This window comes from Agrococcus sp. UYP10 (assembly GCF_040547205.1).
Classification (GTDB): Bacteria; Actinomycetota; Actinomycetes; order Actinomycetales; family Microbacteriaceae; genus Agrococcus; species Agrococcus jenensis.
Map to the genome: position 1 here is coordinate 2,127,854 of NZ_JBEPPG010000001.1, position 21,148 is coordinate 2,149,001.

Here is a 21,148-nt window from a genome sequence, read left to right on the forward strand (position 1 = left end):
GTTGTCCACAGGGCCGACCGTGACGCGCCCGCCGGGCGCCATCGCTGCGCTTCGATGCGCCCATGCGAGCGAAGGACCAGCTGGGCCTCGACGGTGAGGCAGCCGCGAGCGTGCACCTCGAGCGCGCCGGGATGCGCATCGTCGAGCGGCGCTGGCGCTGCGCCTACGGCGAGCTCGACATCGTCGCGCTCGACGGCGACACGCTGGTCTTCGTCGAGGTGAAGACCCGGCGCGGGCTGGCCCACGGCCATCCGTTCGAGGCGATCACGCCCGCGAAGGTGCGGCGGCTGCGCACGCTCGCGGGGCTGTGGCTGCAGGAGCGGCCGCACCGCGGCCCCATCCGGATGGATGCGGTCGGCATCGTCGCGCCGCGCACCGGTTCGTGGCGGGTCGAGCATCTCCGGGGCATCCAGTGAGCGGCTTCGGCCGCGCGGCGTGCATCGCGCTGCAGGGACTCGCCGGCATCAGCGTGCAGATCGAGGTGCACGCGGCATCCGGGCTGCCGGCGGTCTTCATCGTCGGGCTGCCCGATCAGGCGGTGCGCCAGGCGCAGCACCGCACGTGGAGCGCGATCGCGCGCATGGGCATCGCGGCGCCGAGCGGCCGCGTCGTCATCAACCTCACGCCCGCGTCGCTGCCCAAGGCCGGCACCCACTTCGACCTCGCGATCGCGATCGCGGTGCTGCGGGCGACGGGCGTCGTGCCGCCGGACGACGGCGAGACCGCCCTCATCGGCGAGCTGGGCCTCGACGGTCGGCTGCGACCGGTGGCGGGCACCCTGCCGCTCACCAGAGCCGCCGCGGAGGAGGGACGCACGCGCATCGTGGTGCCGACCGGATCCGTCGGCGAGGCGTCGCTCGTCGAGGGCATCCGCGTGCTCGGCGCGCCGAGCCTCGCGCATGCGGCGGCGCTGCTCGGCGCCGAGCTCGACCCCGAGCCGGTCGACGCCGTGCAGGCGCCCGCGGCGGTACCCCGCATGCACGCCGACCTCGACCTCGCCGACGTGGTCGGCAACCGCGATGCCGTGCAGGCGCTCGAGATCGCGGCCGCGGGCGCGCACCACCTGATGATGGTGGGCCCGCCCGGCGCCGGGAAGACGATGCTCGCCATGCGGCTCCCGGGCATCCTGCCCGCGCTCGACACCGACGCCGCGCTCGAGGTGGCGTCGTTGCGCTCGCTCGCGGGCGAGCCGCCGCCGTCGACGCTCGACGTGCTGCCGCCGTTCGAGCACCCGCACCACTCGGCGACGGCGGTCTCGCTCATCGGCGGCGGCTCGGGCACGATCCGGCCCGGTGCGGCGGCGCGCGCGACGCACGGCGTGCTCTTCCTCGACGAGGCCCCCGAGTTCCCGCGGGCGGTGCTCGACATGCTGCGGCAGCCGCTCGAGTCCGGCACGATCACGATCCACCGCGCGATCGGGGTCGCGACCTTCCCGGCGCGGTTCCAGCTGCTGCTCGCGGCCAACCCCTGCCCGTGCGGCCTCTTCGGCTCAGGGGAGTGCACGTGCGCGCCGCAGCAGCGCCGCCGCTACTTCGGCAGGCTCTCGGGACCGCTGCTCGACCGCGTCGACCTGCAGGTGCGCGTCGACCGGGTCGCACCGGGCGCCGACGGCGCGCGTCGCACGACCGCGGAGGCGTCGGCCCGGGTCGCATCGGCGCGGGAGCGCGCAGCGCAGCGCCTCGCCGGCACCGGCTGGACCGCGATGGGCCACGTGCCCGGGCCGTGGCTGCGCCGCAACCTCCCGCTCGACCGCGCCCTCCTCGAGCCGCTCGAGCGCGCCGTGGAGCGCGGCGCCCTGACGATGCGCGGCATGGACCGCGCGATCCGCGTCGCGTGGACCGCAGCCGACCTCGACGGCGTCGCGGGCCCCACGCGGGCCCACATCGGTCGCGCGCTGGCGCTCCGGAAGGGGATCCCGGCATGACGCCCTTCCGCATCGAGCTCGCCCGGCTGCGGGCGGCCGTCACGCCGACGCTGCCGGACGGGGAGGCCGACATCGCGGATGCCGACGTGCTCGAGCGCTTCGCGGCGGGCGCGTGGACGGTGCTCCCCGAGCCGGGCGACGGCGTCGCAGGCCTCGTGCGGGAGCGCCTCGGCGCCGTGCGATCGCTGCAGCTGCTCATCGACGGCGCGACGGCCGCCGACTGGGCGCGGGAGCTCGGCGATCGTGAGTCGGCGAGCGCCGTCGCCCAGGGGATCGCGCGCTGGCAGCCGCGCCTCGCGGCCGAGCGCATCCTCGGCGCGTTCACGCAGGGCGCCGCCTTCGGACAGCGGCTCCTGACCCGCGCCGACGAGCACTGGCCGCACGCGCTCGACGACCTCGGATCGCACGCCCCGGCGGCGCTCTGGCTGCGCGGCGACCCGGCGGCGCTCGCGGCGTGCGAGCGGTCGGCGGCGCTCGTCGGCTCGCGCGCCTCGTCCGGGTACGGCGAGCTCGTGACGGGGCAGCTCGCGGCGGGCCTCGTCGGCCGGCGCTACGCCGTCGTCTCCGGCGGCGCCTACGGCATCGACGGCACCGCGCACCGGGCGACGATGGCGGCAGGCGGCAGCACCGTCGCGGTGCTGGCCGGCGGCCTCGACCGCTTCTACCCCGCGGGGCACGACGAGCTGCTGCAGCGCGTCGCCGACACCGCGTGCGTCATCGCCGAGGCGCCGAGCGGCGTGCCGCCGACCCGCTGGCGGTTCCTCGCGCGGAAGCGACGTACTATGCGTCCATGACGACCTACATCTACGCCCGGCAGTCGGTCAACCACGCCGAGGGCATCGACCGCCAGGTAGCCCGCTGCCAGGCGCTGTGCGCCGCGAAGGAGTGGGAGGTCCAGGCGGTCTTCACCGACAACGCGGTCAGCGCCACCAAACGCCGCGGGCTGGGCACCTCATGGGTCCAGCTCCTGGCGGTCATGCAGCGCGGCGATGTCGTGGTGGCGGTGGACGTGGACCGGCTGCTGCGCTCGCTGGAGGACCTCGTGGACCTCCAGCGGCTCGGCGTGCGCGTACTCACGGTGGACGGCGAGATCGACACGACCACGGCGGACGGCGAGTTCCGGGCCTCCATGCTCGCCTCCATCGCTCGCTTCGAGACCCGCCGCAAGCGGGAGCGCACCCTCCGCGCGAACAACGCTCGGGGCGTCCAGGGCAAGCCCTCGCCGTCCCGCCGCCGCTACGGCTACGAGTCCGACGGCGTGACTCCCGTGTCCGAGGAGGCGGAGGTCGTTCGGCGCATCTTCGACGCCTTCCTGGCCGGGGCTTCCATCCGCTCCATCACGCGGGGCTTACAGGCGGACGGCATCGAGCCCACGACAGGCACAGGCTGGAGCACGAGGCGCATCCGGGACACGCTCTCCAACGTGCGCTACGGCGGTGCCATCGAGCACGAGGGCGAAGTGATCCCGTCGCCCGTCATTGTCCCCATTGTGGAGCCGGAGCGCGCCGCCGAGGCTCGGGCGCTGCTGGCCGACGAGTCCCGCCGCACGACGCCAGGGCCTGGAGTCCGGCACCTGCTCTCGGGCATCGCCTCGTGCGGTGTCTGCAGCTCGTCCATGTTCTTCATGCGGGACTACCGCTGCCGGGCCGACACCACGCATCCGTCGATCCAGAAGCGGCTGCTGGACCCGAGGGTGGAGAGCGAGGTCGTGAATGCGCTGCTGCTCGGCGGTGGGCGCATCGACGCTCTGGACGAGGATGCTGCCGCCATCGGTCCACTGACGGCCTCGCTGGCCCGGATAGAGGCTGAGACCCAGCGAGTGGTCGATGAGCGCTCTGAGGGGCTCCTGTCGCCTGCGGTGGCTCGGCTGGCGCTGCTGCGCTGGAAGGCGGAGCGCGAGGAGGTGGAGGCGAAGCTGGACCAGGCCCGCGAGCGCAGCGCCATCGCCCGGCTGCTGCTCGACCTCCGGCTCCGCCTCGCCCCAGACAGCCGCATTGACATGGACGAGGCCGTGCGGGTGAAGCGGGAGATCCGGTCCAGGTGGGAGGCGCTCGACCTGGACACCCAGCGCACCATCGTCCGAGCGCTCGTCACGGTGACGGTGCATCCAGGGCGGAAGGCCGAGCGAGTGGTGATCGAGAATCGCTGACTGCTGGTCAGCATTGCCTGTACAAAGTAACTAGGAATGGCCTATATCTCGAAATAAGGCTGCAGCTTACAGAGGCCCGATGGCAGCGCTGCCTGTACAAAGTAACTAGGGACGCCCGTACCAAGTAACTAGGAATGCGCTCTCGTGCCCTACGCTGAACACCGAGGGTCCAGACGCATGGTCCTGTCACAGCCCCCCGGCTGGGTCTCCAGCCCACACAGTCCGGGGGGCTTCCTCATGCCCGGACGCAGGTGGATGCCCTGTCAGGTGACTGGCTCGTGCCTGTACAAAGTAACTAGGGGCGAGAGGCCTTGGATCAGGCGTCTAAGGGTGTACAGAATAACTATCCGACCAGAGGGAGGATTGCAGGAAGAGAGAGTCATCTCGTGTTACTCTCGTGTCGAGCGCTTCGGTGCTCATGAGCGCTAGGGCTCCCGTTGAGAAGAGATTGAACTCCGGGGGCCTTTCGTGTGCCGCACCTCTGGAGTCTGGAGCAGGCACTCGGACACGAAAGACACACCATGCGCATCTACCCCTTCCCGAAGCCCAAGCTCGGCTCCGACTACTCCACCGATGTCATCCGCTGGATGGGTCGAAACTCGCTGCGTCGCCTGCACGCTGCGCACCTGGCAGGTCAGCCACTCCCAGATGAGGACGCTCTGATGGAGTGGATCTGCGACATCACCTTCGCCAAGGCTCCGCACGCTGGCGACACGCAGCAGTCGTGCACCAAGGTCGAGAAGCAGGCCATGGCCGCAGCCAAGTGGGCTCTGGACATCTACGACCCAGAGGCCAAGGTCTACCAGCGTGCGCGCCTTGGAGGCTCGAACTCCCGCCGTGGACCCTCCGCCATCACCGAGGCCAATCTGGATCGTCTGAGGGCTCTGGAGGGCCGCTCCAAGGCTCAGCAGGCGAAGGACCTGGGTGTGAGCACGTCCACCATCGCCTCGATGCGCAAGGAGCTGAAGCGCAGGGATGCTGAGGCGGCAGAGATGCTGGAGCGTGAGGAGCAGGACGACTTCGAGGCGCTCTTCGCTGCATCGACGGGCGAGATGATCGAGGTCGCTCACGAGCCCAGCCCGCTCGACTACCTGCTGGAAGCCCCGCAGGAGGACACGTTCTCTGCCGAACCGGATGCGCTGTTCACGCCTGCACATACCCAAGCCCCTGCATGCTCGGCACAGGCGGTCGTGGCGGCACTGGAGGGCGTGCCAGCGTGCCTGTTCGATGACATCGACCTGGAGCAGCACCTTATCCAGAAGAAGCGCCACCTGACGCTGGTGCCGGACTTCATCCCGGTCGATGGCGTGGCACCGCACTTCGCTGCTCGGAACGTGCTCGACACGCCCTCGTGGCCGGCTGCAACGTCCCCGCCCCGCCTACGCGCCTAGAAGAGGTCGTCCTCCGACAGGCTGATCAGACCGCACCGGCGGCAGACGTAGTGCGCCGATGACTTGCCCGCTAGCGCCATGCGCTCCAAGCACCTCGGACAGTTGGGGCAGGCCATCGCCTGGGCATCCTCCATGGCGACAGGGTATGGCCCCCCGGCTGGCGCTCGCGGAACTTGTCCACCGACAAGAATTCGGATGTCAACCGCCTGGCTACGCCGAGCGTCGCTATCGATGCGCCCGTTGCTAACTCGATGAGCTGCCGCGCACGAACGCGGAGCCCACGTTGCTCAGCAACCGCAGCCAAACCCTCCTTGATCGCGTGAGGATCACCACGAGAAGTAATGCGCCAAACCACCAGTGGGAGAGAGCTGTTGCCCACAGCGCATCGGCAAGCACCACGAGACCATCCCAGCGCGCCTCCCAGAACAGGTCTCGCAGATCCAGCCAATCCAGCATCGATCTCCTCCTTTGAACTGTGTCTAGCAGTAGGTCCCGACAGGACGGCGCAGGAGTCCTCGTGTCGTCCTCCCATTAGGAGCACGCTCCGAGCCATGGCGCTCCAGCGGTCTGTCGCGCATCAGCGCTTCGCCTGCGAGGGCTGCTGCCGCCGCACGGACACTTGGGATGAGTCGTGTCGGCAGGCGTCACGGCGTCGCCGACCGCTGAGGCTCAGCGCCGATAGCGTAAGAGGCAGGTCAACTTCAAGGGAGAACCTGCGTGCCCGGAATCCATCAGATCCTCGCCGAACTGCGCTCTATCGCCTACGACGAGCGCGACAAGGGCGACCGGTTCGAGCGTCTGATGCTGGCGTACCTCACGGTCGAGCCGCGGTACGCGCAGCTCTACGACGCGGTGTGGATGTGGACTGACTACCCGCAACGTGGTGTCCGTCGAGACACGGGGATCGACTTGGTTGCCCGCTCTCGTGACACGGGTGAACTGACCGCGATCCAATGCAAGTTCTTCGATCCGGCCACGACGGTGACGAAGCCGATGCTCGACTCGTTCTTGGCGGCGTCCAGCAAGAATCTTGAAGGCAAGCCGGAGTTCGCCGCTCGCATGGTGATCTCGACGAGCGACAACTGGGGCAGCAACGCCGAGGACGCCGTCGAGAACCAGAACCCTCCGGTCCAGCGTCTGCGAGTGCAGGACCTCGATGACTCCTCCATCGACTGGGGCCAATTCTCCCTGGCCACCCCCGGCGAGCTGACCAAGAAGCCAGCCAAGCAGCCGTTCCCGCACCAGGAACTGGCGATATCGAAGGTCGTCAGCGGCTTCGAGACAGCCGACCGGGGCAAGATGATCATGGCCTGCGGCACGGGCAAGACCTACACGAGCCTCAAACTCGTCGAGCGGATTGTGCCGCGCGGAGGCACGGTGCTGTTCCTGGTGCCGTCAATCTCGCTGCTCTCCCAGACACTGAAAGAGTGGACCATCGAGTCGGCTGTGCCGCTGCGCTCGTTCGCGGTGTGCTCGGATGTGAGCGTCGGCAAGCGCAAGTCGGACGAGGACATCCCGGTCACGGACCTGGCCTACCCGGCGACAACGAACACCACCAGGCTGGTGCAGAAGTTCTCCGAGATCCCCGAGGCCTTTGACGGCATCACAGTCGTGTTCTCGACCTATCAATCCATCGATGTCGTCGCCCAGGCACAGAGCAAGGGCATCCCCGAGTTCGATCTCATCGTCTGCGACGAAGCTCACCGCACGACCGGTGTGACACTTGCGGGCGAAGAAGAATCTTCGTTCGTGAAGGTCCACAACCAGCGCTACATCAAGGGCAAGCGGCGGCTCTACATGACCGCCACCCCGCGCATCTATGCGGACGCGAGCCGGTCGAAGGCGGAAGAGGCCGGGGCCGTGCTCACCGACATGGACAGCCCCGAGTACTACGGCGAAGAGTTCCACCGCCTTGGCTTCGGCGAAGCGGTCTCCATGGGTCGCCTCACCGACTACAAGGTGCTCGTGCTGGCGGTTGACGAGTCCTACGTCTCGACGCGCTTCCAGCGCCTCCTGGCGGACGAGAACAACGAGCTGACACTGGATGACGCGGCCAAGATCGTCGGCTGCTGGAACGGCCTCTCCAAGCGCTCCCTGACGCCGGAGGAGTTCGCTCTCGACCCCGAGCCGATGAAGCGGGCCGTCGCGTTCGCCAGGAACATCAGCGAGTCGAAGAAGATTGCGAACCTGTTTGAGCGTGTTGTCGAAGCCGAGATCGAGGCCATCGACCGTGAGACCGACGAGACCGCGTCGGACCTTCTCGATGTCGAGGTGCACCACGTCGATGGCACCTACAACGTGCTGGACCGCAACAAGGAGCTGGACTGGCTGAAGCAGGACCCAGGAGCGGGCAACGCACGCATTCTCACCAACGCGAAGGTCCTATCTGAGGGCGTGGACGTGCCCGCTCTCGACGCCGTCATGTTCCTCAACCCCCGTGACTCTGTCGTCGATGTCGTGCAGTCCGTGGGCCGGGTGATGCGCAAGCTCGAAGGCAAGAAGTACGGCTACGTCATCCTTCCTATCGGAGTGCCCACCGACATGGACCCCGCGACGGCACTGAACGACAACAAGAAGTACAAAGTCGTCTGGCAGGTACTCCAGGCCCTCCGTGCCCACGATGAGCGCTTCGACGCCATGGTCAACAAGATCGACCTCACGAAGTCCACCGAGGGCAAGCTCTCGGTTATCGGCGTCGGAGGTGGCGGCAAGGACGGCGATCAGGACGAGACCGGCAACACCGCCGTCACCCTGGATTTCCCAGCACTGGACCAGTGGCGCGACGCGATCCTCGCCAAGATCGTTCAGAAGGTTGGCGAGCGGCGCTACTGGGAGAACTGGGCCAAGGATGTCGCGGGCATCGCGTCCGACCACATGACCCGCATTAAGGCCTTAGTCGAGGGGTCGGACGCGACTCTCGGCAACGAGTTCGCGCGGTTCTTGAAGGGCCTTCAAGACAACCTCAACCCGTTCATCACCGAGCGTGACGCCATCGAGATGCTCTCCCAGCATCTCATCACGAAGCCGGTCTTCGACGCCCTCTTCGATGGCTATGCGTTCAGCGACCACAACCCCGTCTCGCAGGTCATGCAGCGCATGATCGACGCGCTCGAAGAGCAGCACCTGGAGAAGGAGACCGAGAAACTCGACAAGTTCTACGAATCCGTGCGCACCCGTGCATCAGGAATCACGGATGCGGTAGCGAAGCAGCAGATCGTGAAGGAGCTGTACGAGAAGTTCTTCCAGACCGCGTTCTCTGGCACCAGCGACCGACTCGGCATCGTCTACACGCCGAACGAGATCGTGGACTTCATCATCCGATCCGTTGATGATGCGCTGAAAACCGAGTTCGGAGCCAGCCTCTCCGATGAGGGCGTCCATGTCCTTGACCCGTTCACCGGCACCGGAACCTTCATCGTCCGCCTGCTTCGGTCAGGCCTCATCAGACCAGAAGACCTCGCTCGCAAGTACCGCTACGAGCTGCACGCCAACGAGCTGGTACTGCTGGCCTACTACGTGGCCGCGATCAACATTGAAGAGACGTATCACGACCTCGCGGGCGGTGACTACGAGCCGTTCGAAGGCATCGTCCTAACTGACACGTTCCAGATGACCGAGGACGACGACGAGCTGGATGGCGGCGGCGTCTTCCCCGAGAATAGCGAGCGGGTTGAGGCACAGAAGGCTCTCGACATCCGGGTGATCATCGGGAATCCGCCTTACTCGAAGGGGAGGGAGTCGGGCGACGACACCGACGGTAACGTTCGGTACCCGACTCTGGACGAGAAGATCGCCAAGTCTTATGTCGCGCGGTCAGAAGCTCAGCTGAAGTATAAGCTATACGACTCTTATATCCGCGCGATCAAGTGGTCAACCGAAAGGATCGCCAACGCGGGCGTGATTGCCTTCGTGTCCAATGGTGGTTTCATTGACGACACGCATGCCGACGGGCTCCGCAAGCAACTGCTGGACGACTTCAGCTCGATTTACGTCTTCAATCTTCGCGGAAACCAGCGAACCGCTGGAGAGGTGTCGCGTCGAGAAGGCGGGAAAGTCTTCGGGGCGGGCAGCCGGGCGACAGTGGCCATCTATCTGCTGGTAAGAAACCCACTCCAGGACCGTCCGGGCAAACTCTACTACCGAGACATAGGCGACTTCCTCACGCGAGAAGAGAAGCTAAGCATTGTCAGTGATGCGGCATCCTATGTCGGTGTCCCGTGGGGCGAGATTGAGCCGAGTCCAGATGGTGACTGGATCAATCAACGGAGCGCTGCGTTCGAAACGCTCATCGCCTTGGGCGACAAGAAGGCCGACCTTAGCGCGACTCGATACCTCGACTCGTACAGCAACGGCCTCCTATCGAACCGCGATGCGTGGGCCTACAACTTCTCGAAGCCAACACTAGAGGCGAACATTAGGCGGTCTATATCCGCGTACAACGCCTGTATCGACGCTGCACCTCCGGGATCTCGCCCAGAAGTTCTTGTGGACGCGAGCAAGCTGAGCTGGTCACATAAATGGCGAGCCGCACTGGCGCAGCGTCGCTACCTGGAGTTCGATCCAGATGCACTGACGGTCGCAAACTATCGGGTATTTCAACGGTCGTGGGCTTATACCGAGCCGCACTACATGGAGGCATTGTCGTTGATGCCTTCCCTGTTTGCGGGTGAGCCGAACTATGGCTTCTACTGCGTGGGAAAGAGTTCACAGGTCCCGTTCTCAGTACTAATGGTTGATGCTCCGCCTGACCTGCATCTCACGGGCGCGGGATCGGGCGGACAGTTCTTCCCGCGCTACCGATTCGAGAAGGGATCCGACGACTCGCTCTTCGCGGGGTTCGAGGACGGCGGCGACTCCCATCGACGGATCGACAACGTAACGGACGAGATCCTCACGGAGTACCAGGAGCTGTTCGGCGATGCGGTGACAAAGGATCACATCTTTTTCTACGTCTACGGCGTTCTGCACAGCCCTGATTACCGCGCGCAGTTCGCCGCCGACCTGAAGAAGATGCTGCCGCGCGTCCCGAAGTTGAGGGCCTTCTTCGAGTTCGCAGACGCGGGCCGCAGGCTCGCGGAGATGCACTTGAAGTACGAGACCGCCGAGCCGTACCCACTCGTGGAGACGCGCTCCGCGAACGCGAGCAACCGCGTGGAGAAGATGCGCTACCAGAAGCGCGGACGCGAGACCGACAAGTCCACGATCATCTACAACTCGGGTATCACGCTCTCGGGGATCCCTGATGAAGCACACGAGTACATGCTCGGCTCCCGCTCGGCGCTGGACTGGATCGTCGAGCGCTACCAGTTGAAGACGGACAAGGCGTCTGGCATCGTCAACGACCCGAATGCTTGGGCCGACGAGCAGGGAGACTCCCGGTACATCCTCGATCTGATCGCTCGCATCACCAGGGTCAGCGTGGAGACGGTGCGGATCGTGAAGTCGTTGCCCCCACTGGTCCTGGCCGACTAGGAGGTGACAGACGCGTTCCAGCATTCAATTGCGCTGCGCGTCGGGCGTACTCCACCGGCAGCGCTGGAGGCTCGCATCGCACCGACGGGGCCTTGATGAGCGGCGTCCGCCAACGCCGTGACCTACAGGTCGGCTAACACCCGGTAGAGGGTCGCCGGGGAAATCTTCACCATGTCCGCGATCTCAGCGCGCGTGTGGTCATTAGAGGCGACGAGGGAACGAATCTTGGCCAGCTTCTTGTCGTCCACCTTCGATGGGCGACCGCCGACCCTGCCCTTCGCTTTTGCAGCGTCGAGTCCAGCTCGGGTGCGCTCCAACATGGTGTCCCGTTCGAGCTGGGCGAAGGCGCTCATGATCGTGAGCATGGCCTTCCCCATCGGGCCGGTGGTCGTGATGCCCTCGGTGAGCGACCGGAACGTCGCGCCCTTTTGGGTGATCTGCTCGATGAGGTCCAGCACGTTCCGCGTGTTGCGCCCCATGCGGTCCAGCTTCCACGCCACGACCTCGTCGCCGTCCTCCAGCCGGTCTAGGAGCGCATCGAGCCGGGGACGGGAGGCCAGGGTGCCCGAGACTCCCTCATCGGCGTAGAGCCGGTTCGCCGGGATGCCTGCGGCCTTCAAGGCGTCGCGCTGGAGGTCGGCGTTCTGGTCGCGGGTGCTGGTGCGGATGTATCCGAAGGTCGTCATGGGGAGAGTGTCGCAGAACTCGTTTCTCAAAACTAGAGGTTTCGAGAGCTATTTCTGAGAGCCTTGCGTGACCCTGACTGTGGCTGCTCAACCGACTATCACTCAGGCATCGTTTGTGAGAGATCGCCTCGTAGCTCGTGCGTCCGCAGTGAAGGCGGGCTGAAGACTGCCGTCGCCGCCAAGGTCTAGCGTGAGGAAGGTGCCCGCGACGGTCTTCGCCGCGCTTCTGTTCCTCGTAGCCTGACCTGGTGAGCTTGCTTGACGACATCATCGACGGTGCGACCGACGACAGCGTAAGTACCTCGAACCTGCTCCGTAAGGTTCAGGTCGTTGCCCACCGCCTCGGTGCGGACGACATCCTGAAGTGGGTGCAACGGGAGTTGAACGGTTACCCGGACCCGGAGGACCTGCCGCCCTACCGTCGTGTCACGGTGAACGTGATGGGCACCTGGGCGGGACCAATGCAGTCTCGGCTCCGCCAACCGCTCAGTCCGGGCCAAATGCCCGAGGACGCCGCCTCGGTGCTGTTCAGTGTCAGCCTCGGAGCGTCCCTGGCAGAGATGGAGGAGCTGGCGTCCGATGCCTCGGAGCAGGAGTTGGGAGTTCCATGGGACACCACGCACGTGATCGCCTACAACCAGTGGGTGGAAGAGGGCGTGGTGCCGTTCATCGAGCACTACGGACTCTTCAGTGCGAACCGCATCGTGACACGAGGGGTACTGCGGGGCGTAATAGACGCAGCGCGCAACACGGCGCTCGGATTTGCCCTCGACCTTCAGGCAACGGCCCCCGAAGCGGGCACCTCAGGAGGTCCGACGATGGCGGAAGCGCCCGTGGCGCAAGTTGTGAACAACTACTACTCGACGCACATCGACGGGGACGGCAACCAAGTCGCGCAAGGCGAGAACATTCGCCAACGCTCCAAAGTGGTCAAGGGGGACTTGTCTGCGCTGCTGAAGGCTGCCGAGGAGGTCGGCCTGGACGCGGAGGGCAACGCCGAACTGGCTCGCGTCGTGCTTGCGGACGCGACAGAACGCCCGAGCAAGATCCGGTCCTTCCTCTCGCGTGTCCGCGAAGGCGCGTTCCAAATCGGAACGGGGGTCACCGCCGAAGTCGCAGCGACTCAGTTGTCGGAGCTCATCGCTGCGTTCCAGGGCTAGCCGACGAGGGGAAGCAGCAATGGCAGGCGCTACGCCTGCGGCTGCCTCAGGGGTTCCTCGCCCTGGTCCCCGTTCTGGTCGCGCACGTCGTCCGGCTCTTGCTCGTCCACCCCGAAAGGGTCCCACGACTCGGTTTCGTCCAGGTACTGCTCCGCATCGGAGCCAGCGACCCCGATCTTCGCGTCCATCACTTCGATCTGGTGGTTGACCATGCCGAACACGTCCGCCACCGTTCGGTAGTCCGATCCCATACCGCGCACGATGGTATCCGCCGCGTCGAGTTGCCAGTCCGCCTTCTGCTTCCGCTCCCTGTAGTCGTTGTCGTCCTTTGGCGGACGCCTAAGCAGGCTCCGGTATCCCTGGCGCGCTGCTTCGATCAGATCCAGAGCCAGTTGTTTGTCGGGCATGAACGCTCTCCTTCGGCGAAACGGAAGGTGCGGACCTGCGAGGGTGCAGGTCGCCTGGGAGACGCACGTTGGCCCCCGTGTTCGCGTGAACAGGGCGGTCGATCCCGCCTCTTAGGGCGTAACTATGCCCTATAGCGCGCCTTCGTTCGCTGTGGTGCGCTCTTGTTCCTGCGGGAATGGGGTGTGTCATCGAACCCGCCTCAGCGCCTCCCGGACTTCGAGGAACTGCGCTTCGCTCTCGCTCGCCTGCGTCGAACGAGGCGGTGGACTCTGGATGAGCTGGCTGAGCGCTCCGGCGTCGGTCGTCGCGCCCTGGTGCAGCTCGAAGCTGGCGGGTCTCATGGCTCCGTCGAGACGTGGTTCAAGTTGGCCGAGGTGTTCGACATCGAGATCGGCGAGATGTTGGCACCGCTGTACGGACCGGGCCGTAGTCGGCGCTGATCTGCCCAGCCGCCGCAGATCGCACAACCGGCCCCTTCGTTTCTGAAAACTGCGTTTCAGCGGTTCGCCGCATGCCCGTCAAATCTCGAAACGAGCGAGGCGCGCGCCCCGCAAGATTGTGTGGGGTGCACCCGACATTCGACGCCTCCACGCCCCGTTCATCGCTCACGCGAACACGTCGTCGTGTCGCTCACGGCTGCCGGTGCGTTCTACGTCGGCAGCATGACGCACAAGCGGCGAAGAAGGAGGAAACCAACACGAACCGTCGCCTGCACGAGAAGGACAAGAAGGCCGCAGCGCTGGAGCAGGAGCTCGTGGAGCCCAGTGTCAACCCGCAGACCCACGGGGTCTATTGCGTTACTCAGCCGGGGTCGTCGGTCCCGGTGCGGGGGTGGCGGGTGCCGCCGCCTTCTTGGTTGCCAGGCGCTCGACGCCCTCCTCCAGGCTCTCCACGACCTCGTTGAAGAGATCCTTGCCGACCTCTTCCGCGAGACGAGGCTTGCTGACTACTCGGTCCAGCTGGAACAGGCCACGGTAGAAGCTCACCCACGGATAAGCATCCGGGTCTGCCTTAACGCACCTAGCGCTTGCAGCGATCAGCTTGCCTTGTAGGGCGAAGTTCTTCTTCGCGGTGTGGCTCACGTGCAGTCCGTAGATAGCGGCGTTCAGATCGTTGAGGGCAGCCATGAACGTCTCGATGTTCTTTGGCGTGTTGAGAGGATCAGGCCCGACCTGCATGAGGGTTCGACCAGCAGCCCGGATCCTCTCGACTCCTGCCCTTCGCTCCTTGCGGTCGCTCTCCCAACGGTCCAGGAGCCGTTTCCAGAATTCGAGGAACAGCGGCACCAGGATGGATCCGAGGATCAGGAGGAACAGCGGACTCTCCCAAGCCGGCGCGCTGGCCGTGTCAGCCAACGACTCCATGGGCGTGGGCGTCGGGGTCAGTGTGGGCGTGAGCGTCGGCGTCGGCGTAGGCGTGGGCGTTGGGGGCGGTGTAGTTGCGGTCGGTGTGGGCGTCGGGGTCGGCGTTGGCGTCGCAGATAGCAGCAGAGTCCACACACCGCCACATTAGGGCCGTGGACAGATCCGCGCTGTCCGAAGCGCCTGTTGCTTACACAGCTAGCAGCAGCGCTTGCTCTGACGCATACGACGCCGCTTCCTCGCGCGCAACCGGCTCATCGCGGCGCTCGCGAGCGTCACGGTCGTCGTCGAGGCGGGCAGCCGGTCGGGCTCGATCAACACCGCCGGGCACGCGGCGGCGCTCGGCCGCCCGCTCGGCGCGGTGCCGGGGCCGGTGACCTCCGGCGGCAGCACGGGGTGCCACCGGCTGCTGCGCGAGTACGGCGCGGTGCTCGTCGAGCGCGCCGAGCACATCGTCGAGCTCGTCGATGGGCCGAGTGACGAGCCCGCGCCGCTCGGCGGTGAGACGCGCGACGAGATGGCCGTGCTCGACGCGCTCAGCACCCGCGCCCCGCGATCGGCGGATGAGCTCGCGATCCGCACCGGCATGGCGCCGTCCGACGTCTCCGCCTCGCTCGGGCTGCTCGAGCTGGGCGGGCGCGCCGTCGAGCGGGGGAGCGGCTGGGTGCGGTCCTCGTGACCCGAGCAGCCGACCGGGACCCGCTCCACCGACGAGGACCCGGTGCACCGGGTCCCGTCGGGTGGACGGGGTCCTCGACGCGGGCGAGGCGGCACCGCGCCGCGGCTCGGCGTGACTAGCCTGGGCGCGTGACCCTCGGGATGCATCCGGAACCGGCTGCGGTGATCGCCCACCTCAGCGACACCCACCTGCTCGCGGGCGGTGCACCGCTCGCGGGCGTCGTCGACACCGAGGGGCACCTGCGCGCCACCGCGGAGCGGCTCGTCGTCGCCGCGGCCGACGCCGACGTCATCGTCGTCTCGGGTGACGTCGCCGACCTCGGGGAGCCGGAGGCATACGCGCTCGCCCGCGAGATCCTCGAGCCGGCCGCCGCCGCCATCGGCGCGCCCATCGTCTGGACCGCCGGCAACCACGACGAGCGCCCCGCGATGCGCGCGTCGCTCGGCCTGCCGGGGGCGCCGCTCGACCCGCTCGACTCGGTGCTCGAGGTCGCGGGGCTCCGCATCGTCGCGCTCGACTCGAGCCTCCCGGGCTGGCACCACGGCGGCCTCGACGAGGGGCAGGCCGCGTGGCTGTCGGACGCGCTCGCCGACCCGCCGCCGCTCGGCGCCGTGCTCGTCATGCACCACCCGCCGCTCGCGTACCGGGGCCGGCTCATGCGGCTGCTCGAGTTCCGCGACGAGGCGCTGCTCGCCGAGGCGATCGGCGGCGGCGACGTGCGCGCGATCCTCTCGGGCCACCTGCACATCAACGGCTCCGGCTCGTTCGCCGAGATCCCGGTCGTGCTCGCCGGCGCGACGAGCTACGCCGACGACCTGGGTGGCCCGCCGCCTGCGATGCACGGCATCGACGCGACGCAGTCGTTCAACCTCATCGAGGTCTACGCCGACAGCATCGCGCACTCCGTCGTGCCCGCCCTGCCGCACCCCACCCGCGAGACCATCTCGCTCCAGCTCGCCGAGCAGGTGATAGCGCTCGATCCCGAGACGCGGGCCGACCGCTTCAGCCGGAAGCCGGACTGACGTGCGGATCGCCGAGGCCGTCGACGGCTACCTCGACCACCTCGAGCGCGAGCGCGGCTACTCGGCGAACACGGTGCGTGGCTACCGCGGCGACCTCCGCAGCCTCACCGAGCACTGCGAGGGCGCGGGCCTCGAGGACGCCGCCGGGCTCGACATCGATGTGCTGCGCGACTGGCTCTACGCGAGCGCGGAGGCCGGCATGGGCAAGTCGACGATCGCGCGCCGCAGCGCGGCTGCGCGCGGCTTGAGCCGCTGGATCGCCGCGCACGGAGGCGCCGACGTCGCCGGACGACTCCGCACGCCCAAGCGCGACCGCCACCTGCCGCGCGTACTCTCGCGCCAGGTGATGGATGGCGTGCTCGGCTCGCTCGCCGCCGCAGCGGGGGAGGGCGACCCGGTCGCGCTCCGCGACCTCGCCGTCGTCGAGCTGCTCTACGCGAGCGCGCTGCGCGTGAGCGAGCTCGTCGGCCTCGACGTCGACGACGTCGACCTCGAGCGGCTCACCGTGCTCGTGACGGGCAAGGGGTCGAAGGAGCGCGTCGTGCCGTTCGGGCGGCCCGCGCTCGACGCGGTGCTCGACTGGATGCGCGTCGGTCGACCGCAGCTCGCCGACGCCGAGCGCGCGCATCCCGCGCTGTTCCTCGGCGCCCGCGGCGGACGGCTCGGCCAGCGGCGCGTGCACGAGCTCGTCACCGCGCTGCTCGAGGAGATCCCCGGCTCCGGCCCGCACGGCCCGCACACGCTGCGCCACACGGCGGCGACGCACCTGCTCGACGGCGGCGCCGACCTGCGCGCGGTGCAGGAGCTGCTCGGGCACGCGAGCCTCGGCACGACCCAGATCTACACGCACGTCTCGCTCGAGCGGCTCGCCGAGGCGTACCGCGGCGCGCACCCGCGGGCCTGACCCCGACCACTGACCCTGCTCGCTGCTGCGCATCGGCAGCAGCACCGGCCGGGCGACGCCGAGGAGCGGCAGCGGATCGACGTAGGCGCCGCGCAGCCGCGCGCCGAGGTGCAGGCGCGCGTGCGGCGCAGCGGTGCCGGCGTGGCCGGCCAGCAGCACGCCGATGGTCTGACCGCGCTCGACGCGCGCACCCGCGACGACCGACGGCTCGACCGGCTCGAAGCTCGACACGAGCCCGCCGACGTGCTCGATCGAGACGACGGGTCGGCCCGCGACCGGTCCGGCGAAGCGCACGACGCCGCCGTCCGGCGCGATCACCACCGACCCCGCGGGTGCCGCGATGTCGATGCCCCGGTGGCCCGCGCCGTAAGCTGACGCAGGCAGGTCGAACGCGCGCACGACGTCGTGCGGCGACCCGGCGGAGGAGACCGGCCAGGCCCACGTGCCGGCCGCGACCGCCAGCAGGACCGCGAGGATGCGCATGCCCGGCATGGTGCCCGGGCGGACGCCGCGCGCGTGCCCCGCGCGTGCCGACCGGTGGAGAGCGGGCGTCCGCGAGCAGGGCCCCGGAGCGTGTATCGTGGGAGGGCATCGCTCATGCGATGACTTCGCGCGCCCGTCGCGACGACACCCCCTTCGGTCCAGCTGCTCGAGCTCGCTCGCGCGCCTGGTGGTGGTGCGTCAGGGCGCCAGGGGCTCGACCACCCGGTCGCGCCGGCAACCAGAACAGAAGAAGGAGGCGGCCATGGCCGTCGTCACGACTCGCCAGCTGCTCGACAGCGGCGTCCACTTCGGGCACCAGACCCGTCGTTGGAACCCCAAGATGAAGCGCTTCATCTTCACGGAGCGCTCGGGCATCTACATCATCGACCTGCAGCAGTCGCTCGCCTACATCGACAAGGCGTACGACTTCGTCAAGGAGACCGTCTCGCACGGCGGCTCGGTGCTCTTCGTGGGCACGAAGAAGCAGGCGCAGGAGTCCATCGCCGAGCAGGCGACGCGCGTGGGCCAGCCCTACGTCAACCAGCGCTGGCTCGGTGGCCTCCTCACCAACTTCAACACGGTCTCGAAGCGCCTGAGCCGCATGAAGGAGCTCGAGGAGCTCGACTTCGAGGACACCACGCAGGGCTACACGAAGAAGGAGCTGCTGCTCAAGAAGCGCGAGCTCCTGAAGCTGCAGAAGTCGCTCGGCGGCATCCGCAACCTCCAGCGCACGCCGTCGGCGATCTGGATCGTCGACACGAACAAGGAGCACCTCGCGGTCGACGAGGCGAAGAAGCTGGGCATCCCCATCATCGCCATCCTCGACACGAACTGCGACCCGGACGACGTCGCCTACCCGATCCCGGGCAACGACGACGCGATCCGCTCCGTCGCGCTGCTGACGAAGATCGTCGCCGACGCTGCCGCCGAGGGCCTCATGCAGCGCCACGGTGGCGGCGACGCCGCTGCCGAGCCGATGGCTGAGTGGGAGCGCGAGCTCCTCGAGCAGCACGAGGCCGAGGCCGCCGCGCCGGTCGTCGAGGAGACGCAGGCCGAGGAGCCGGCCGCCGAGGCACCGGTCGCCGACGAGCCCGCCACCGAGGAGCCGGCCGCCGACGCGCCCGTCGCCGAGGAGCAGCCCGCCGAGACCACCGAGGGCGACACGACGCCCGAGTCCAAGTAAGGAGCAGCGGATGGCATCCATCAGCATCGCCGACCTCAAGATGCTGCGCGAGCAGCTCGGCACCGGCATGAGCGACACGAAGGCAGCCCTCGAGGAGGCCGGCGGCGACGTCGAGAAGGCCACCGAGATCCTCCGCCTGAAGGGCGCGAAGGGCAACGCGAAGCGCGCCGACCGCTCGACGAGCGAGGGCCTCGTGGCCGTCTCCGCCGTCGACGGTGCGACGACGATGATCGCGATCGGTTGCGAGACCGACTTCGTCGCGAAGAACGAGAAGTTCATCGCGCTCGCCGACCGCGTGGTCGCCGCTGTCGCGGCCGCCGGTGCCACCGACCTGGCCTCGGCGCTCGCCGCCCCGGCCGAGTCCGGCACGGTGCAGACCGTCATCGAGCAGCAGGCCGCGACGCTCGGCGAGAAGATCGAGCTGACGAAGGTCGCTCGCATCGAGGGCGAGCAGCAGGCCGTCTACCTGCACCGCACGTCGAAGGACCTGCCCCCGCAGGTCGGCGTCGTGGTGGCCTACTCGGGCGACGACGCGGACACGGCTCGCGCCGTGGCGCAGCACATCGCCATGTTCGACCCCACCTACGTCACCCGCGACGAGGTGCCGGCGGATGCGGTCGAGAAGGAGCGCGAGCTCGTCACCGAGATCGCACGCGGCGAGGGCAAGCCCGAGGGCGCCATGCCGAAGATCATCGAGGGTCGCATCAGCGGCTTCTTCAAGCAGATCGTCCTGCTCGACCAGGACTACGCACGCGACAACAAGCAGAGCGTCGCCAAGGTGCTCGAGGCCGCTGGCCTCACGGTCACCGGCTTCGCGCGCTTCAAGGTCGGCGCGTAGGCACGAACGCACGATGAGGGCCGGGGGAGACCCCGGCCCTCTTCGCGTCCGCGGACGGATCCGCGCACGCGGACGCACCCGCGGGGGACGAGTCCCGCCACCCGCGCACGGTAGGCTTCTGCACGGCCCACTCGGGTCGTGACCCCCCAGGAGGACGCCCGATGACAGCACAGCCGCGACGCCGAGTCCTCCTGAAGCTCTCGGGCGAGGCGTTCGGCGCCGGCAGCCTCGGCGTGAACCCCGACGTGGTCGCCTCGATCGCCCGCCAGATCGCGGATGCGGCCGAGACGGTCGAGATCGCGATCGTCGTCGGCGGCGGCAACTTCTTCCGCGGTGCGGAGCTGAGCCAGCGCGGCATGGAGCGCGGCCGCGCCGACTACATGGGCATGCTGGGCACCGTCATGAACGCCCTCGCCCTGCAGGACTTCCTCGAGCAGGCTGGCGCCGAGACGCGCGTGCAGTCGGCCATCCAGATGACGCAGGTCGCCGAGCCGTACATCCCGCGCCGCGCCGAGCGCCACCTCGAGAAGGGCCGCGTCGTCATCTTCGGCGCCGGCGCCGGCCTGCCCTACTTCTCGACCGACACCGTCGCCGCGCAGCGCGCGCTCGAGATCACCGCCGATCAGGTGCTGGTCGCGAAGAACGGCGTCGACGGCGTCTACTCCGCCGACCCCAAGCACGACCCGACGGCGACGCGGTTCGACGAGATCACCTACCAGGACGCCCTGGTCCGCGGCCTCAAGGTCGTCGACTCGACGGCCTTCAGCCTCTGCATGGACAACAAGATGCCCATGCGCGTGTTCGGCATGGACGGCGACCGCGCCCTCGAGCGCGCGATCCTGGGCGAGCCGGTCGGCACGCTCGTGCGCGCCTGACGCCCGCCCCACGCAATACACTCAGCAGCGACGGAAGGAACCACGTGATCAGCGACGTTCTGGCTTCGGCCAAGGAGAAGATGGCCCAGTCGATCGAGGTCGCGAAGGCCGACTTCCAGACGGTCAGCGCGGGCAGGGCCAACCCGGCGCTGTTCCAGAAGCTGCTCGTCGAGTACTACGGCTCGCCGACGCCGCTCGTGCAGCTCGCGGGCTTCCAGCAGCCCGACGCGCGCACGCTCGTGGTCACGCCGTTCGACAAGAGCGCGCTCAAGGACATCGAGCGCGCGATCGTCGCCGCGCCCCACCTCGGCGTCAGCCCGTCGAACGATGGCGCGATCATCCGCGTCGTCATGCCGGAGCTCACCGAGGAGCGCCGTCGCGACTACGTCAAGATCGTCAAGGACAAGGCCGAGCAGGCTCGCGTCGCCGTGCGCAACATCCGTCGCCAGGCGCTCAGCGACCTCGACAAGCTGACCGAGGTCGGCGACGACGAGGTCGCGCGCGCCGGCAAGGAGCTCGAGGCCGCGACGAAGCAGGCCGTCGACGGCATCGACGACGCGCTGAAGAAGAAGGAGTCCGAGCTCCTCGAGGTCTGATCGAGGAGTCGGGAGGC

19 protein-coding genes and 1 pseudogene are annotated in these 21,148 nt (G+C 68.0%); 15 read left to right on the forward strand and 5 right to left on the reverse strand.

Annotated elements, in window-relative coordinates; translation table 11 throughout:
• The first annotated feature begins 62 nt into the window (after window positions 1-62).
• From ABIB37_RS10475 to ABIB37_RS10495, 5 genes are all read left to right on the forward strand, one after another.
• Entirely contained in the window at window positions 63-416 is a 354-nt protein-coding gene (locus ABIB37_RS10475) for a YraN family protein (RefSeq protein WP_354260174.1), read from the forward strand.
• Window positions 413-1,924 (forward strand): YifB family Mg chelatase-like AAA ATPase, encoded by a 1,512-nt coding sequence (locus ABIB37_RS10480; protein ID WP_354260176.1) that lies wholly within the window; start codon window positions 413-415, stop codon window positions 1,922-1,924. The genes ABIB37_RS10475 and ABIB37_RS10480 overlap by 4 nt, the downstream gene beginning before the upstream one ends.
• On the forward strand, window positions 1,921-2,718 hold the full coding sequence (locus ABIB37_RS10485; protein WP_354260178.1) for a DNA-processing protein DprA: 798 nt from the start codon (window positions 1,921-1,923) through the stop codon (window positions 2,716-2,718). The genes ABIB37_RS10480 and ABIB37_RS10485 overlap by 4 nt, the downstream gene beginning before the upstream one ends.
• On the forward strand, window positions 2,715-4,073 hold the full coding sequence (locus ABIB37_RS10490) for a recombinase family protein (RefSeq protein ID WP_354260180.1): 1,359 nt from the start codon (window positions 2,715-2,717) through the stop codon (window positions 4,071-4,073). Before ABIB37_RS10485 ends, ABIB37_RS10490 begins: the two co-directional genes overlap by 4 nt.
• A gap of 521 nt (window positions 4,074-4,594) precedes the next feature.
• Window positions 4,595-5,464, forward strand: coding sequence for a hypothetical protein (locus ABIB37_RS10495; RefSeq protein WP_354260182.1), 870 nt, complete (start codon window positions 4,595-4,597; stop codon window positions 5,462-5,464).
• A gap of 243 nt (window positions 5,465-5,707) precedes the next feature.
• Here the strand turns inward: ABIB37_RS10495 and ABIB37_RS10500 are convergent, their stop codons facing one another.
• Window positions 5,708-5,920, reverse strand: a complete 213-nt coding sequence (locus ABIB37_RS10500; RefSeq protein WP_354260184.1) for a hypothetical protein — start codon at window positions 5,918-5,920, stop codon at window positions 5,708-5,710.
• Window positions 5,921-6,181: 261 nt separating this feature from the next.
• On the opposite strand from ABIB37_RS10500, the gene ABIB37_RS10505 reads away from it, so the two are divergent.
• A complete protein-coding gene (locus ABIB37_RS10505) occupies window positions 6,182-10,936 on the forward strand; it encodes a DEAD/DEAH box helicase (RefSeq protein ID WP_354260186.1) in 4,755 nt (1,584 codons plus the stop codon).
• A gap of 122 nt (window positions 10,937-11,058) precedes the next feature.
• Here ABIB37_RS10505 and ABIB37_RS10510 read toward each other — a convergent pair whose 3' ends face one another.
• Entirely contained in the window at window positions 11,059-11,622 is a 564-nt protein-coding gene (locus tag ABIB37_RS10510) for a recombinase family protein (RefSeq protein WP_354260188.1), read from the reverse strand.
• A gap of 248 nt (window positions 11,623-11,870) precedes the next feature.
• Between ABIB37_RS10510 and ABIB37_RS10515 the strand changes: the two genes are divergently transcribed.
• On the forward strand, window positions 11,871-12,782 hold the full coding sequence (locus ABIB37_RS10515) for an AbiTii domain-containing protein (protein WP_354260190.1): 912 nt from the start codon (window positions 11,871-11,873) through the stop codon (window positions 12,780-12,782).
• Window positions 12,783-12,811: 29 nt separating this feature from the next.
• Here the strand turns inward: ABIB37_RS10515 and ABIB37_RS10520 are convergent, their stop codons facing one another.
• Complete coding sequence (locus tag ABIB37_RS10520; protein WP_354260192.1) at window positions 12,812-13,189, reverse strand: hypothetical protein; 378 nt, start codon at window positions 13,187-13,189, stop codon at window positions 12,812-12,814.
• Between the two features lie 183 nt (window positions 13,190-13,372).
• Between ABIB37_RS10520 and ABIB37_RS10525 the strand changes: the two genes are divergently transcribed.
• Window positions 13,373-13,630 carry a helix-turn-helix transcriptional regulator gene (locus ABIB37_RS10525; protein WP_354261587.1) on the forward strand — a complete coding sequence of 86 codons (258 nt, stop codon included), beginning with the start codon at window positions 13,373-13,375 and terminating at the stop codon, window positions 13,628-13,630.
• A 357-nt stretch (window positions 13,631-13,987) separates the two neighbouring features.
• On the opposite strand, the gene ABIB37_RS10530 is transcribed toward ABIB37_RS10525, so the two are convergent.
• Window positions 13,988-14,545 carry a hypothetical protein gene (locus ABIB37_RS10530; protein WP_354260194.1) on the reverse strand — a complete coding sequence of 186 codons (558 nt, stop codon included), beginning with the start codon at window positions 14,543-14,545 and terminating at the stop codon, window positions 13,988-13,990.
• 229 nt (window positions 14,546-14,774) lie between these two features.
• Between ABIB37_RS10530 and ABIB37_RS10535 the strand changes: the two genes are divergently transcribed.
• From ABIB37_RS10535 to ABIB37_RS10545, 3 genes are all read left to right on the forward strand, one after another.
• Window positions 14,775-15,230 (forward strand): DNA-processing protein DprA, encoded by a 456-nt coding sequence (locus ABIB37_RS10535; RefSeq protein ID WP_354261589.1) that lies wholly within the window; start codon window positions 14,775-14,777, stop codon window positions 15,228-15,230.
• Between the two features lie 128 nt (window positions 15,231-15,358).
• Entirely contained in the window at window positions 15,359-16,252 is an 894-nt protein-coding gene (locus tag ABIB37_RS10540; RefSeq protein WP_354260196.1) for a metallophosphoesterase, read from the forward strand.
• A gap of 1 nt (window position 16,253) precedes the next feature.
• Window positions 16,254-17,156 (forward strand): tyrosine recombinase XerC, encoded by a 903-nt coding sequence (locus tag ABIB37_RS10545; RefSeq protein WP_354260198.1) that lies wholly within the window; start codon window positions 16,254-16,256, stop codon window positions 17,154-17,156.
• Window positions 17,157-17,288: 132 nt separating this feature from the next.
• Here the strand turns inward: ABIB37_RS10545 and ABIB37_RS10550 are convergent.
• Window positions 17,289-17,648 (reverse strand): annotated as a pseudogene (locus ABIB37_RS10550) (murein hydrolase activator EnvC family protein); the annotation flags it as partial.
• A gap of 253 nt (window positions 17,649-17,901) precedes the next feature.
• Here ABIB37_RS10550 and rpsB point away from each other — a divergent pair.
• The 4 genes from rpsB (at window position 17,902) to frr (ending at window position 21,131) form a co-directional block, all read left to right on the forward strand.
• Window positions 17,902-18,822, forward strand: coding sequence for a 30S ribosomal protein S2 (rpsB, locus tag ABIB37_RS10555; protein ID WP_123698185.1), 921 nt, complete (start codon window positions 17,902-17,904; stop codon window positions 18,820-18,822).
• Window positions 18,823-18,832: 10 nt separating this feature from the next.
• Window positions 18,833-19,660 (forward strand): translation elongation factor Ts, encoded by an 828-nt coding sequence (gene tsf / locus ABIB37_RS10560; RefSeq protein ID WP_354260200.1) that lies wholly within the window; start codon window positions 18,833-18,835, stop codon window positions 19,658-19,660.
• A 161-nt stretch (window positions 19,661-19,821) separates the two neighbouring features.
• Window positions 19,822-20,535 carry a UMP kinase gene (gene pyrH / locus ABIB37_RS10565; RefSeq protein WP_354260202.1) on the forward strand — a complete coding sequence of 238 codons (714 nt, stop codon included), beginning with the start codon at window positions 19,822-19,824 and terminating at the stop codon, window positions 20,533-20,535.
• A gap of 44 nt (window positions 20,536-20,579) precedes the next feature.
• Entirely contained in the window at window positions 20,580-21,131 is a 552-nt protein-coding gene (gene frr, locus ABIB37_RS10570; protein WP_354260204.1) for a ribosome recycling factor, read from the forward strand.
• The last annotated feature ends 17 nt before the right edge of the window (window positions 21,132-21,148 follow it).

Coding starts and splice junctions, on each gene's coding strand:
- ABIB37_RS10475 (WP_354260174.1), top strand. CDS start 63: ATGCGAGCGAAGGACCAGCTGGGCCTCGACGGTGAGGCAGCCGCGAGC.
- ABIB37_RS10485 (WP_354260178.1), top strand. CDS start 1,921: ATGACGCCCTTCCGCATCGAGCTCGCCCGGCTGCGGGCGGCCGTCACG.
- ABIB37_RS10490 (WP_354260180.1), top strand. CDS start 2,715: ATGACGACCTACATCTACGCCCGGCAGTCGGTCAACCACGCCGAGGGC.
- ABIB37_RS10495 (WP_354260182.1), top strand. CDS start 4,595: ATGCGCATCTACCCCTTCCCGAAGCCCAAGCTCGGCTCCGACTACTCC.
- ABIB37_RS10500 (WP_354260184.1), bottom strand. CDS start 5,920: ATGCTGGATTGGCTGGATCTGCGAGACCTGTTCTGGGAGGCGCGCTGG.
- ABIB37_RS10510 (WP_354260188.1), bottom strand. CDS start 11,622: ATGACGACCTTCGGATACATCCGCACCAGCACCCGCGACCAGAACGCC.
- ABIB37_RS10520 (WP_354260192.1), bottom strand. CDS start 13,189: ATGCCCGACAAACAACTGGCTCTGGATCTGATCGAAGCAGCGCGCCAG.
- rpsB (WP_123698185.1), top strand. CDS start 17,902: ATGGCCGTCGTCACGACTCGCCAGCTGCTCGACAGCGGCGTCCACTTC.
- tsf (WP_354260200.1), top strand. CDS start 18,833: ATGGCATCCATCAGCATCGCCGACCTCAAGATGCTGCGCGAGCAGCTC.
- pyrH (WP_354260202.1), top strand. CDS start 19,822: ATGACAGCACAGCCGCGACGCCGAGTCCTCCTGAAGCTCTCGGGCGAG.